Annotated in this window: 10 protein-coding genes; 3 read left to right on the top strand and 7 right to left on the bottom strand. The window is 73.6% G+C overall.

Annotation, left to right across the window (positions count from 1 at the left end; all coding sequences use genetic code 11):
- Window positions 1–7 precede the first annotated feature (7 nt).
- The 6 genes from DQ244_RS19515 to DQ244_RS00455 form a co-directional block, all read right to left on the bottom strand.
- Entirely contained in the window at window positions 8–163 is a 156-nt protein-coding gene (locus tag DQ244_RS19515) for a hypothetical protein (RefSeq protein WP_199580089.1), read from the bottom strand.
- A gap of 11 nt (window positions 164–174) precedes the next feature.
- Window positions 175–1,068 carry a class E sortase gene (locus tag DQ244_RS00475; protein WP_113809538.1) on the bottom strand — a complete coding sequence of 298 codons (894 nt, stop codon included), beginning with the start codon at window positions 1,066–1,068 and terminating at the stop codon, window positions 175–177.
- Between the two features lie 105 nt (window positions 1,069–1,173).
- Window positions 1,174–2,388 carry an acyl-CoA dehydrogenase family protein gene (locus DQ244_RS00470; RefSeq protein ID WP_113809537.1) on the bottom strand — a complete coding sequence of 405 codons (1,215 nt, stop codon included), beginning with the start codon at window positions 2,386–2,388 and terminating at the stop codon, window positions 1,174–1,176.
- Between the two features lie 13 nt (window positions 2,389–2,401).
- The gene (locus DQ244_RS00465; RefSeq protein WP_113809536.1) at window positions 2,402–3,256 is read right to left on the bottom strand and encodes a MaoC/PaaZ C-terminal domain-containing protein; all 855 of its coding nucleotides are present in this window, start codon (window positions 3,254–3,256) and stop codon (window positions 2,402–2,404) included.
- A 1-nt stretch (window position 3,257) separates the two neighbouring features.
- Window positions 3,258–4,613, bottom strand: a complete 1,356-nt coding sequence (locus DQ244_RS00460; RefSeq protein ID WP_113809535.1) for a 3-oxoacyl-ACP reductase — start codon at window positions 4,611–4,613, stop codon at window positions 3,258–3,260.
- Window positions 4,614–4,685: 72 nt separating this feature from the next.
- Window positions 4,686–5,993 (bottom strand): acetyl-CoA C-acetyltransferase, encoded by a 1,308-nt coding sequence (locus tag DQ244_RS00455; RefSeq protein WP_113809534.1) that lies wholly within the window; start codon window positions 5,991–5,993, stop codon window positions 4,686–4,688.
- A gap of 60 nt (window positions 5,994–6,053) precedes the next feature.
- Between DQ244_RS00455 and DQ244_RS00450 the strand changes: the two genes are divergently transcribed.
- From DQ244_RS00450 to DQ244_RS00440, 3 genes are read left to right on the top strand one after another with little or no spacing between them, the layout of a single operon-like run.
- The gene (locus tag DQ244_RS00450) at window positions 6,054–6,818 is read left to right on the top strand and encodes a TetR family transcriptional regulator (protein ID WP_113809533.1); all 765 of its coding nucleotides are present in this window, start codon (window positions 6,054–6,056) and stop codon (window positions 6,816–6,818) included.
- The gene (locus tag DQ244_RS00445) at window positions 6,815–8,878 is read left to right on the top strand and encodes an acyl-CoA dehydrogenase (protein ID WP_113809532.1); all 2,064 of its coding nucleotides are present in this window, start codon (window positions 6,815–6,817) and stop codon (window positions 8,876–8,878) included. The genes DQ244_RS00450 and DQ244_RS00445 overlap by 4 nt, the downstream gene beginning before the upstream one ends.
- 54 nt (window positions 8,879–8,932) lie before the next feature.
- The gene (locus DQ244_RS00440) at window positions 8,933–9,664 is read left to right on the top strand and encodes a trimeric intracellular cation channel family protein (RefSeq protein WP_113809531.1); all 732 of its coding nucleotides are present in this window, start codon (window positions 8,933–8,935) and stop codon (window positions 9,662–9,664) included.
- A gap of 4 nt (window positions 9,665–9,668) precedes the next feature.
- Here DQ244_RS00440 and DQ244_RS00435 read toward each other — a convergent pair whose 3' ends face one another.
- Window positions 9,669–12,419 carry a SpoIIE family protein phosphatase gene (locus tag DQ244_RS00435; RefSeq protein ID WP_233491078.1) on the bottom strand — a complete coding sequence of 917 codons (2,751 nt, stop codon included), beginning with the start codon at window positions 12,417–12,419 and terminating at the stop codon, window positions 9,669–9,671.
- Between the last annotated feature and the right edge of the window lie 130 nt (window positions 12,420–12,549).

Below are 12,549 nucleotides of genomic sequence, written 5' to 3'. Positions count from 1 at the left end.
GGTCGGCTCAGTCGACGGTGACGTCGTTGAAGGGCAGGTGCGGCTCCACCCACGGGAACACGACGAAGAGCAGCAGCGCGCAGACCGCCGCGACCAGCACCAGCGCCTGCAGCGCCTTGAGCCCGGTCGACCCGGGCAGGTGCCGCCAGATCCAGCCGTACACGTGTGCTCCTCTCAGCCCTCGAACAGCGCCGGCGGGCCGTCGGGCAGCTCGGCCTTGGCCAGCGCCGTGCCCTCGAGCCGGGCGTGGATGATCAGCCGCTCCCGGGCGGAGAACCGCGGGTGGCAGGTGGTCAGGGTCAGGTAGGACCCGGTCGGCGCGGAGGCCGCCTGGTTCGGGGTCGGCGCGATGACGTCGATGTCGGTGGGCCGGACGATCTGCAGCCCGGGGATGCCGCTGGGGTCGGCGTCCAGGTCGCCGGTGGCCGGGTCGCCGAGCACCCGGTAGACGAACCAGCTGTCGGCGGTCTCCACGACGATCGGGTCGCCGGGCTGCATCGCGTCGAGCTCCAGGAAGGGCGAGCCCTTGCCGACGCGGTGGCCGGCCAGCGCCACGTTCCCGGGCTCGCCGGGCATCGCCGTCCCCTCGTAGTGGCCGGGGCCCTGCGACAGCTCGGTCTCGCTGGTCCCCTCGAGGATCACCCGCGCGTAGTCCTCGCCGAGCCGGGGGATCCGCAGCACGCCGAACGCGTCGCCGATCTCGACCTGGCGCAGCTGCGGGGCCTCACCGGGGGCCGGCGGCTGCGCCCACTCCTCGCGCAGCTCCTGGGTGAGCTCGTCCTGCCGCTGACCGGTGAGGTAGTCGGTGACGTACAGCTCGTAGACGACGAACAGCAGCAGCACGAGGCCGGCGGTGATCAGCAGCTCGCCGGTCCCGCGGACGACGCCGCGCCACAACGGCTCGCGGGCGGGCGGCGCCGCGGCCGGCTCCTCGTCGGGCTCGTCGGGCGCGCGGTGCGCGCCCGTGGGGCGCGGGGCCACCGCCGGCCGCGACGCCCCGACCAGCTCGGGTACGCGTTCCCGGTGCTCCGTCCGGTCCTGGTCCGGATACCCGTCCGGGTCCCCCATGCCGCTCCCCCGGGTCGTCTCCTGGCGGCCAGGTCGGATCCGGCCGGGCCCGATGCTAGGCGAGGCGGCGCCCGGTGGGCGACAGCGTCGTTGCGCGGTCGCGGATCAGCGGACGTGCACGCCGGAGATCGTGCGCGCGATGACCAGCCGCTGGATCTCCGACGTCCCCTCGAAGATCGTGTAGATCTTCGCGTCGCGCGCCATGCGCTCGACCGGGTACTCGCGGGTGTAGCCGTTCCCGCCCAGGATCTGCATGGCCTTCTCGGTGACCCGCACCGCGGTCTCGCCAGCGACCAGCTTGGACATCGAACCCTCGGCGGCGGTGAACTGCTGGCCGACCCGCGCCATCCACGCCGCGCGCCACACCAGCAGCCGGGCGGCGTCGATCGACGTCTTCATGTCGGCGAGCATGAACGCGATCGACTGGTTCTCGATGATCGGGCGGCCGAACTGGACGCGGGTCTTCGCGTACTCCAGCGCGTAGTCGTAGGCGGCCCGGGCGACGCCGACCGCCTGGGCGCCGACCGCCGGACGCGTGCGCTCGAAGGTGGCCATCGACGGCTGGGTGCGGCCGCTCTTCTGCCCCTCGCGGGCGCGCGCCAGCCGCTGCTCGAGCTTCTCCTTGCCGCCGAGCAGGCAATCGCCGGGGATGCGGCAGTCCTCGAGCACGACCTCGGCCGTGTGCGAGGCGCGGATGCCGTGCTTGAGGAACTTCTGCCCCTGCGCGATGCCCTTCGTGCCCGGCGGGATCACGAAGCTGGCGTGCCCGCGGGCCTTGAGCTCCGGGTCGACGACGGCGTTGACCACGTGGATGTCGGCGATGCCGCCGTTGGTGGCCCAGGTCTTGGCGCCGTTGAGCACCCACTCGTCGGTCTTCTCGTCGTAGACCGCGCGGGTGCGCATCGCACCGACGTCGGAGCCGGCGTCGGGCTCGGACGAGCAGAACGCGGCGACCTTGGGCTCGGACTCGGTGCCGAACATCGCCGGGATCCACTGACCGACCTGCTCGTCGGTGCCGTTGGCGCGCACGCTCGCCGCGGCCAGCGTGGTGCCGACGATCGCCAGGCCGATCCCGGCGTCACCCCAGAAGAGCTCCTCCATGGTGATCGGGATGCCGAGCCCGGACTCGTCGAACCACTGGGTGGCGAAGAAGTCCAGCGAGTAGAGCCCGATCTTGGCGGCCTCCTGCAGCACCGGCCACGGGAAGTCCTCCCGCTCGTCGTACTCGTGCGCGGCCGGGCGGACGACGTTCGCCGCGAACTCGTGCACCCACTTCTGCAGCTCCAGCTGGTCCTCGGTGAGGTCGAACGAGACGGGCATGCGGGTTCTCCGGTCAGCTGGGGCGGACGGTGGCGACGACGTGCTCGGTGCCGCTCTTCGCGTTGCGCACAGCAGCGTCCCACCCGCCGCCGGTCGCCGCCGTCGACAGGGTCACGGTCGAGGGCAGGAACAGCGGCTTGCGGAACCCGACGTCGACGGTGAACGCCTCCGGCAGCCGGTTGCCCACCGCCGCGAGCACGCGGGCCTTGACCCACATGCCGTGCGCGATCGCCCGCTTGAAGCCGAACGCCTTCGCCGTGAGGCCGGACAGGTGGATCGGGTTCACGTCACCGGAGACCGCGGCGTAGCGGCGACCGGCGTCGTCGGGGATCCGCCAAGTGGCCACCGGGGAGCCCAGCTCGCCGACCTCCACCGTCACATCGGAATCCGGTGCGCCCGCCGGCGCCTTCGCGCTACGCGCCAGGTAGGTGGACCGACTCCGCCACACCTCGCCTCCCCCGGCCGAGACCGAGGCGCAGAGGTCGACGGTCGCGCCGCTGCGGTGGGTGGCGAACCGCTCCGCCCACACCTCGAGGTCGAGGCTCTCGGTCGCGGCGACCGGCCGGACGACGTCGATGCGGTTGCGCACGTGCACCAGCCCGGGGAGGGCCAGCGGGAACGCGCGGTCGCTCATCAGCGCCATCTGCAGCGGGAACGTGAGCATGTGCGGGTACGTCGCCGGCAGCGCGTTCCCCAGCGGGAACCGGCACACCCGGGCGTAGCCGGCCAGGTTCGCCGGGTCCACGGTCACGCCGGTGCGGGCCAGCCGGGTGTCCGGCAGGTCGCCGCCGCGGCCGCGCGCGGTGAGCGCGGCCTTCGCGAACAGCGCCGCCATGTTCGGCGGCGCGTCCAGGACCGTCGTCGCCACGTCAGGCGCCCAGCATCGACTGGCCGCACACCCGCACGGTCTGGCCGTTCACGCCGGCGCTGCCGGGCTGCGACAGCCAGGCGATCGTCTCGGCGACGTCGACCGGCAGACCGCCCTGCTGCAGCGAGTTGATGCGCGAGCCGATCTCGCGGGTGCCCACCGGCATCTTCGCCGTCATCTCGGTGATGATGAAGCCCGGCGCGACGGCGTTGATCGTCGCCTTGCGCTCGGCGAACTGCGGCGCCCAGGCGCGCACCATGCCGATGACGCCGGCCTTGGACGCCGCGTAGTTGGTCTGACCGCGGTTGCCGGCGATGCCCGACTGCGAGGAGACGCAGACGATGCGGGCGCCGTCCTTGAGCACGTCGCCGTCGTCGAGCAGGGCCTGGGTGATGTCGAGCTGAGCCTGCAGGTTGACCGCCATGACCGTGTTCCAGCGGGCGGCGTCCATGTTGACCAGCAGCTTGTCGCGGGTGATGCCGGCGTTGTGCACGACGACGTCCACGCCGCCGTGCCGCTCGCGCAGGTGCTCGACCAGCCGCTGCGGGGCGTCCGCGGCGGTGATGTCGAGCTGGAGCGCGGTCCCGCCGATCTCGTTGGCGACCTGCGCCAGGCTGTCACCGGCGGCCGGGATGTCGACGGCGACGACGTGGGCGCCGTCGCGGGCCATGACCTTCGCGATGGAGGCACCGATGCCGCGCGCGGCGCCGGTCACGACCGCGACCTTGCCGGCCAGTGGCTTCTCGGCGTCCTCACCGGTGGGCACGTCGGCCGGCGACAGCGTGAGCAGCTGCCCGTCGACGTAGGCCGAGCGGCCGGACAGGAAGAACTTCAGCGGGCTCGCGACGGAGGTCTCGGCGCCCTCGGGCACGTACACGGCGTTGGCCGTGGAGCCGTTGAGCAGCTCCTTGCCGATGGAACGGACCAGTCCGTCGATGGCCTGGCGCGCCGCGGCCTCGGCCGGGGAGTCGGTGGCCTGCGGCGGGTCGGCCAGGATCAGCACCCGGCCGCTGGGGCGCAGCCGCTTGATCGCCGGGGCCAGGAAGTCGTGCGCGCTGGCCAGGTCACCGGGCGAGGTGAGGCCCGTGGCGTCGAGGACGACGGCGCCGAGCTTCTCGCCGTCGGTCGAGCCGTCGGCCGCCACCGGCGACACGACGGTCGCACCGGCGTCCTTGAGGACGGCGGCGACGGTGTCGCGCAGGCGGCCGGCGCCGGCCGAGCCGATGACCACCGGGCCCGGGAGCAGCGGCTCACCGGGCTCGTAGCGGCGCAGCACGGCCGGGCGCGGGAGGCCCAGCTGCTTGACGAGCGTGGTGCCGAAGCCGGAGTTCGCGAAGTTCGTGTACCAGTCAGCCACGGGGAGCTGTTCCCTTCGATCGGGGTGCCGTCCGAGGGGCCGAAATGGCCATTTTGGCCCCTCGGGGGCGGATCAGGACTCGAGGATGGCGACGACGCCCTGGCCGCCGGCGGCGCAGATGGAGATGAGGCCGCGCTTGCCCGGGCCCGCGGCGTGCAGGGTCTTGGCCAGCGAGGCCACGATCCGGCCACCGGTCGCGGCGAACGGGTGCCCGGCGGCGAGCGACGAGCCGTGCACGTTGAGCTTCGACCGGTCGATCGAGCCGAGCGGGGCGTCGAGGCCCAGCTTCTCCTTGCAGTACGCCGGGTCCTCCCAGGCCTTCATCGTCGCGAGCACCGTGGAGGCGAACGCCTCGTGGATCTCGTAGAAGTCGAAGTCCTGCAGGGTCAGGCCGTTGCGCGCCAGCATCCGCGGCACCGCGTACACCGGCGCCATGAGCAGGCCCTCGCCGCCGTGCACGTAGTCGACGGCGGCGGTCTGCGCGTCGACGAGGTGGGCGAGCACCGGCAGGCCCTGCTCGGCGGCCCACTCGTCGGAGGCCAGCAGCACCGCCGAGGCGCCGTCGGTCAGGGGCGTGGAGTTGCCGGCGGTCATCGTGCCCTCGGCACCCTCGGGGAGGGCCTTGTCGAAGACCGGCTTGAGCTTGGCCAGCTTCTCCAGCGAGGAGTCCGGGCGCAGGTTCTGGTCCCGGGTCAGGCCGAGGAACGGCGTCACCAGGTCGTCGAAGAAGCCTGCGTCGTAGGCGGCGGCCATGTTCTGGTGCGAGCGGACGGTGAGCTCGTCCTGCTCCTCGCGGCCGATCTCCCACTCGTGGGCGGTGAGCTGGGCGTGCTCGCCCATGGCCAGGCCGGTGCGGGGCTCGGCGTTGCGCGGGATCTCCGGGGCGATCATGCCCGGGCGGATCTTCGCGATCGCCTTGAGCCGGTCCTGCATCGTCTTGGCGCTGTTGAGCGAGATGAGGATGCGGCGCAGGTCGTCGCCGACGGCGAGCGGGGCGTCGGACGTGGTGTCCACACCACCGGCGATGCCGGACTCGATCTGCCCGAGGGCGATCTTGTTGGCGACCAGGATCGCGGCCTCCAGGCCGGTCCCGCACGCCTGCTGGACGTCGTAGGCCGGGGTGCTCGCGTCGAGCTTGGAGCCCAGCACCGCCTCGCGGGTGAGGTTGAAGTCGCGGGCGTGCTTGAGCACGGCGCCGGCGACGACCTCGCCCACCTGCGCGCCCTGCAGACCGAAGCGGGCGACGAGCCCGTCGATGGTCGCGGTCAGCATGTCCTGGTTGGACGCCTGCGCGTACGTGGAGTTGGACCGCGCGAACGGGATCCGGTTCCCGCCGACGATCGCGGCCTTGCGGGTCGCCGGCTTCGAGTTGCTCGCCATGAGGTCCTCCGAGTTCGGTGGGGTTGGCCGGTACCGAGAGTACGCGGTACTGTGGGTCACATGAAAGCCGAGGCGGTGAGACGTACGTCGCAGGTCGGTGCCCCGCACGACAAGATCGCGCAGGTCGACGACCGGCGCGACTCGAGGGCCGCCGGTACCCGCGATCGGCGGAACTCACGCTGGGACGAGCACCGTCGCGCCCGCCGCGAGCAGCTGGTCGAGGCGGCCCTGTCCGCGGTCAGCCGGCACGGCTCGGGCGTGGGCATGGAGGAGATCGCGGCCGAGGCCGGCACCAGCAAGACCGTCGTCTACCGGCACTTCACCGACCGGTCGGACCTGCACGTGGCCGTCTGCGGCCGGGTCGCCGCCCAGCTCCTCCCGCGCCTGCGCGAGGCGATGGACAGCAGCGACCAACCGCGCGAGAGGACCGCTGCGGCGATCGAGACCTACCTGGCCTTCCTCGAGGCCGACCCGGAGGTCTACCGCTTCGTCGTCACCCCCCAGCCCGGGGGCGACGACGTCGATCCGGCCGGCACCCTCGCCGACCTCGTCGGCGACCAGGCGGCGCGGCTCATGGCCGTCGCCCTGGAGCGGGCCGGCCGCGACCCGGCCGCCGCGGGGGCGTGGGGACACGGCGTCGTCGGCCTGGTCCGCTCGGCCGCCGACTGGTGGCTTCGCTCCGGGCGCTCCATGCTCCGCACCGAGCTCGCCGCACACCTGACCGATCTCGCCTGGGCCGGAGTGTCCGGCGTCGTCACCCAGCACCCCGAGAACCAGCACCCCTCAACCGGGACTCCCCGCAGCCGCACCAAGGAGGAACAGTGACCAGCACCCTGCCCGCGTCGGTCGACCCGAAGGTGCTCCAGGAGACCCTGGACGGCCGATGGGCGCACATCCGGCGCGACGCCCGCGAGAACCTGCACGACCCCGACTTCCTCCCGACCTACGGCGAGACCATGCAGGAGGCCCGCGAGCGGGTCACCCGCGCCGCCAAGACGCTGGCCGACTCCGGCCGCGTGGGCTACGGCTTCCCCAAGCAGTACGGCGGCGAGGACGACATGGGCGCCTCGGTCACCTCGATCGAGATGCTCGCCTTCGTCGACCTCTCGCTCATGGTGAAGGCCGGCGTCCAGTGGGGTCTGTTCGGCGGGGCCATGCAGCTGCTGGGCACCCAGCGGCAGCACGACAGGTACCTGCGCGACGCGATGACCTTCGACCTGCCCGGCTGCTTCGCGATGACCGAGACCGGCCACGGGTCCGACGTCCAGCAGCTGCGCACGACGTGCACGTACGACCCCGAGACGCAGTGCTTCGACCTGAACACCCCGCACCAGGCCGCCCGCAAGGACTACATCGGCAACGCGGCCAAGGACGGCCGCATGGCCGTCGTCTTCGCGCAGCTGATCACGCAGGGGAAGAACCACGGCGTGCACGCCTGGCTGGTCCCGATCCGCGACGAGCAGGGCAACCCCATGCCCGGCGTCACAATCGGCGACGACGGACCGAAGGCGGGGCTGCCCGGCGTGGACAACGGCCGGCTGTCCTTCGACCACGTGCAGGTCCCCCTCGACATGCTGCTGGACCGCTACGGCCAGGTCGCCGAGGACGGCACCTACACCTCGAGCATCGACAACGAGACCCGCCGCTTCTTCACCACGCTGGGCACGCTGGTGCGCGGCCGGGTGAGCGTCGGTGGCTCGGCGGCCTCGGCCACCAAGATGGCCCTCGACATCGCCGTCCGGTACGGCGACGTGCGCCGCCAGTTCGCCGCCCCGGGCGAGGACCGCGAGATCGTCATCAACGACTACCTCGTGCACCAGCGCAAGCTGCTCCCCGCCCTCGCGAAGACCTACGCGCTGCACTTCGCGCAGGGCGAGCTGGTCTCGACCATGCACGACGTCCAGACGGCGGTGCACGTGCACGGCCAGGAGATCGACGAGCAGGCGCAGCGGGAGCTGGAGTCCCGCGCCGCCGGGCTCAAGGTGGCCCAGACGGCGCACGCCACGGCCACCATCCAGATGTGCCGCGAGGCGTGCGGAGGTGCCGGCTACCTGCAGGAGAACCGCCTGCCGCACCTCAAGGCCGACACCGACGTGTTCACCACGTTCGAGGGCGACAACACCGTCCTGCTGCAGCTCGTGGCCAAGGGCCTGCTGACCGGCTACCGGGACAACTTCGGCTCCCTGGACGGCTGGGGCCGGGTCGGCTTCGTCGCCGACATGGTCCGGGAGACCGTCCTGGAGCGGACGGCGGCGCGCGCCCTCATCCAGCGGCTCGTCGACGCCGTCCCCGGCCGGGACGACGAGACGCCGATGCTGGAGCGCGGCTGGCAGATCAAGATGTTCGAGTTCCGCGAGAAGCACAGCCTCGAGGGCGCGATCCGCCGGCTGCGGAAGAACTCGACGACCGAGGGCATGGCGCCGTTCGACATGTTCAACTCGGTCCAGGACCACGTGCTGAAGTCGGCGCAGACGCACATCGAGCGGATCGTGCTCGAGGCGTTCATCGCCGGCGTCGACCGCACCGAGGACGCGGCGGGCAAGGAGCTGCTCGACAAGCTCTGCGACCTGTACGCGCTCTCGACCCTCGAGGCCGACAAGGCGTGGTTCATGGAGCACGGCCAGCTCACCCCGGCCCGCGCCAAGACGCTCACCTCGACGGTGAACCAGCTGCTCGCCGAGCTGCGGCCGCACATGATCACGCTGGTCGACGGCTTCGCCATCCCGGAGGACTGGAAGGCCGCGGAGATCCTCCTCGAGGAGGCCGACCGCCAGGAGGCGATGGCCGCGCGCGACGCCGAGCTGCGCCGCATCAACGGCGAGGACGGGCGGGCGGGCAACGTCGAGGGCACCGCGACCGCCGTGGACGTCCCGCCGGGCCAGTAGCCGCGCGGCGGCGAGGGGCGGCGACGAGGGCCTCGCCTGGGAGGATGACCCGTCGTGGAGATCCTGGCGGCGGCCGAAGCGCTGCGCGTACCGGCCGCCGTCGACCTCACGGCGATCGTCATCGGCGCCCTCACCGGCGGTCTCCTGGCCGCCCGTGAGGGGTTCGCCGTCTCCGGGGTGCTGCTGCTGGCGGTCAGCGGCGGCCTCGGCGGCGGGCTGATCCGCGACGTCCTGCTCGGCGACCTCCCGCCCGTGGCCATGACCAACCCGGCCTACCTGCCGACGGTCTCCATCGCCGCCGCGGTCACGTTCTTCTTCTCCGGCTGGCTGTCCCGGCTCACCGGGCTGCTGGTCGTCCTCGACGCCGTCACGCTGGGCTTCTTCACCGTCATCGGCGCCCAGAAGGCGCAGATCGCCGGCCTGCCCGCCGCGTCGGTCGTGTTCATCGGGACGGCGACGGCGGTCGGCGGGGCGGTCATCCGCGACGTGCTCCTCGCGCAGCGGGCCGACATCGTCCAGCCGGGCCCGTACAACGCCGTCGCCGCGATGATCGGCGCCTCGCTGCTGGCGGTGCTCGCCGGGCCGGTCGGGCTGGCCCCGCTGCCCGTGGCCGCCGCCGTCATCGTGCTGGTGGCGACGCTGCGGGTGCTCTCGGTGTGGCGCGGCTGGGAGGCGCCGGTCGCGGTCGACCTCCCGCAGCGGGCCCGCGGGCGCCTCGTCCGCCGTCGGGAGCACGGCACGCCCCGGCGCCGCCCGGGATCGGCGCTGTTCCGCCGCCGGGGCTGAGCCCTCAGCCCTCCGGGTGGAGGCGGACGGCGAGGATCGCGACGTCGTCCTCCGCGCCGGGCAGGAACATCTGGTCCAGCACGCGGTCGCACAGCTCGCCGAGCGGCAGGCCGGCGCACTGGCCCAGCACCTGCAGCAGCTGCTCGGTGCCGGCGTCGATGTCGCGGTCGCGCCGCTCCACCAGCCCGTCGGTGTGCAGCAGCACCGTCGACCCGGGTGCCAGCACGGCCACGTGGTCCTCGCGGACGGTCTCCGGGGCCACGCCCAGCAGCAGGTCGGCCTGCTTGCCGTCGAGCAGCACCACGCTGCCGTCGGAGGCCAGCAGGACCGGTGGCGGGTGGCCGGCGTTCGCCCAGCGCAGCCGCATCCGGCCCGCCTCGTCGTCGGGGTCGGGTTCCAGCTGCGCCACCAGCGCCGTCGCCATCGTGTTCAGGGCCAGGCCCTGGACGGCGCGGTCGAGCTCGGCGAGCACCTCGGCCGGTGAGCCGCCGCTGGAGTAGCTGATGCCCCGGAGCAGCCCGCGCACCTGGCCCATGGCCGCGGCGGCGCGGGTGTCGTGCCCGACCACGTCGCCGATCGCCAGGACGGTCGTCCCGCCGCGCTGCAGGAACGCGTCGTACCAGTCGCCGCCGATCTCGGCGCCCTCCGCGGCCGGCACGTAGCGGACGACGATCTCGCTGTGCTCCGGCTGCGGCGGGTCGGTGAGCATGCTGCGCTGCAGCGCGTCGGCGAGGTCGCGCTGCTGGCTGTAGAGGCGGGCCTGGTGCAGCGCCAACCCGGCGCGGCGGCCGATCTCGACGGCGGTGTCGATCTCGGCCGCGCCGAGCGGGCCGCGATCCTCCCGGGCGAACAGGCCCATGGCCCCGAGCGCCTGCCCGCGGGCGACCAGCGGCACCACCACGCTGGAGCCGGCGCCCAGCCGGGCGAACCGCTCGCGGACGGCGGGGTCCGGCAGCGCCCTGGTCACGTGGTCCCAGTCGATCTCCGGCATGAGCACCGGCCGGCCGGTCGCCGTGACGGTGCGGGCGGCGGCGTCCTCGGTCATCCCCGCGACCATGGCCCGCACGTACTCCTCCACCTCGGCTCGGCGGGCGGGGTCGCGGTGGCCGGTGGCGACGTCGCGCAGCCGGCCCGCCTCGTCGGTGACGACGATCCAGCACCAGTCCCCGAGGTCGGGGACGACGAGCGAGGCGAGCTCCTCGATCTGCTGGTCGATCTCCAGCGTGCCGGAGAGCACGCGGCCGGCCTCGGCCAGCAGCCGCAGCCGCTGGTTGGCCTCGGCCATGGCCGAGACGGCGGCGTCGCGCTCGGCGTCGGCCTGCAGCCGCGAGACGGTCAGCGCGATCTGCGCGGCCAGGGCCTCCAGCACCTCGATGTCGTCACCGACGAACTCGTGCTCCTCGGTCCACACGGCGAGGAAGGTGCCGAGCACCCGCCCCTCGACGCGCAGCGGCATGGCCGCCATGGCGCGCAGGCCGAGCAGCGCCACGATCGGCTCCAGCGCGGGGAAGCGCACGGTCGCCGCGGCCATGTCGCTGAGCAGCAGCCGGCGGCCGTGCCGCGCCACGTGCTGGGCGGGCAGGGCGTCGTCCAGCGGGAGGACGACGCCGTCGGCCAGGTCCTGCCGGTCCGGGTCCTCCTCCCGCACCGCCGCGAGGAGGTTGAGGGTCATGTGCAGGCGCAGCGGGCCGCCGGGGGCGTCGAAGATGGACAGGGCGCTGGACTGCGCACCGAGCACCTGGGCCCCGCGCAGCACGACCTCGGCCAGGTCTCCCATGCGGGCGGCGTTCGCCAGCTCCGCGGCCACCTCGGCGACGGCGGCGGCGCGCTGGACGGCGGTGAGCCGCTGCTCGGCGTTCCCGCGGGCCTCGGTGATGTCGAGGGCCGTGCCCAGCACCCGCGCCGGCGCACCGGTCGCGTCGGCCACCACGCGCCCGCGGCCCAGCACCCAGCGCACGGCGCCGTCCTCCCGGAGGGCCCGGAACTCGACGGTGTAGTCCCCGCGCTCCTCGACCGCGACGCGCATCGCCTCGGCGATCGCGGCGTGGTCGTCGGGGTGCACGTGCGTGGCGAGCACGTCGTCCAGCGAGTTGAGCTCGACGGCCGAGGCGAGGCCGAAGATGGCGGCGCACCGGTCGTCCCAGTGGATGACCTCGGTGCGCAGGTCGCGCTCCCAGATGCCGACGGAGCTGGCCTCGAGGGCCACCTCCAGCCAGGTGCGGGAGGTGCCGACCGCCGACTGCGCGGCGGACAGCTCGAGCTCCGCCACCACCGACGCGGCCAGCTGCTCCAGCAGCTGCGCGGCGTCGGCCGACCAGTCGCGCGGCTCGGGGTCGTAGACCGCCAGCGCGCCGACGACCTGGCCGGACGCCGCGACCAGCGGCGCACCGAGGTAGGACAGCACCTGACCCGAGGTGACCGCGGGCAGCTCGTGGACCCGCTCGTCCTCGGCGGCCGCCGGGATCACCAGGGGCGCGCCCTGGCGCACGATGATGGCCGACAGCGCGCCGGTCAGCAGCGCCGGTCCGCCCACGACGCCCGCGGGCAGCCCGTGGCCGCCGACGACGACGTCGTGGTCGGTGAAGAGCGTGACCTTCGCGTGCCCGACCCCCAGCACGCGGGCGGTCAGCGCGGACAGCCGGTCGAACGCCGCGGGCCCCGGCACCTCCAGCAGCAGCCGTCGTGCGGCGGCGATGCGCAGCGCGTCGGTGAGCGGATCGGCCGCCGGCTGGGCGGGGCGATCGGCTGCGGACACGGACGCTCCCTCCACCGGCTCGCGCTCCCGGGGTGGGCGCGGTCGGCCTCCATGCTGGCACGAGACCGGCCGCCTCCCCGAACGGCGGGCGCGGCACGGCGGGCCCACCCCGCCGGGGGAGCCCGGAAGT

The organism is Blastococcus sp. TBT05-19 (assembly GCF_003319095.1).
In the GTDB taxonomy this organism is placed as follows: Bacteria; Actinomycetota; Actinomycetes; order Mycobacteriales; family Geodermatophilaceae; genus Blastococcus.
Note: the sequence above shows the minus strand (reverse complement) of the source record. Positions and strands in the feature narration are given on the sequence as shown.

Coding starts and splice junctions, on each gene's coding strand:
- DQ244_RS00475 (WP_113809538.1), bottom strand. CDS start 1,068: ATGGGGGACCCGGACGGGTATCCGGACCAGGACCGGACGGAGCACCGG.
- DQ244_RS00470 (WP_113809537.1), bottom strand. CDS start 2,388: ATGCCCGTCTCGTTCGACCTCACCGAGGACCAGCTGGAGCTGCAGAAG.
- DQ244_RS00455 (WP_113809534.1), bottom strand. CDS start 5,993: ATGGCGAGCAACTCGAAGCCGGCGACCCGCAAGGCCGCGATCGTCGGC.
- DQ244_RS00450 (WP_113809533.1), top strand. CDS start 6,054: ATGAAAGCCGAGGCGGTGAGACGTACGTCGCAGGTCGGTGCCCCGCAC.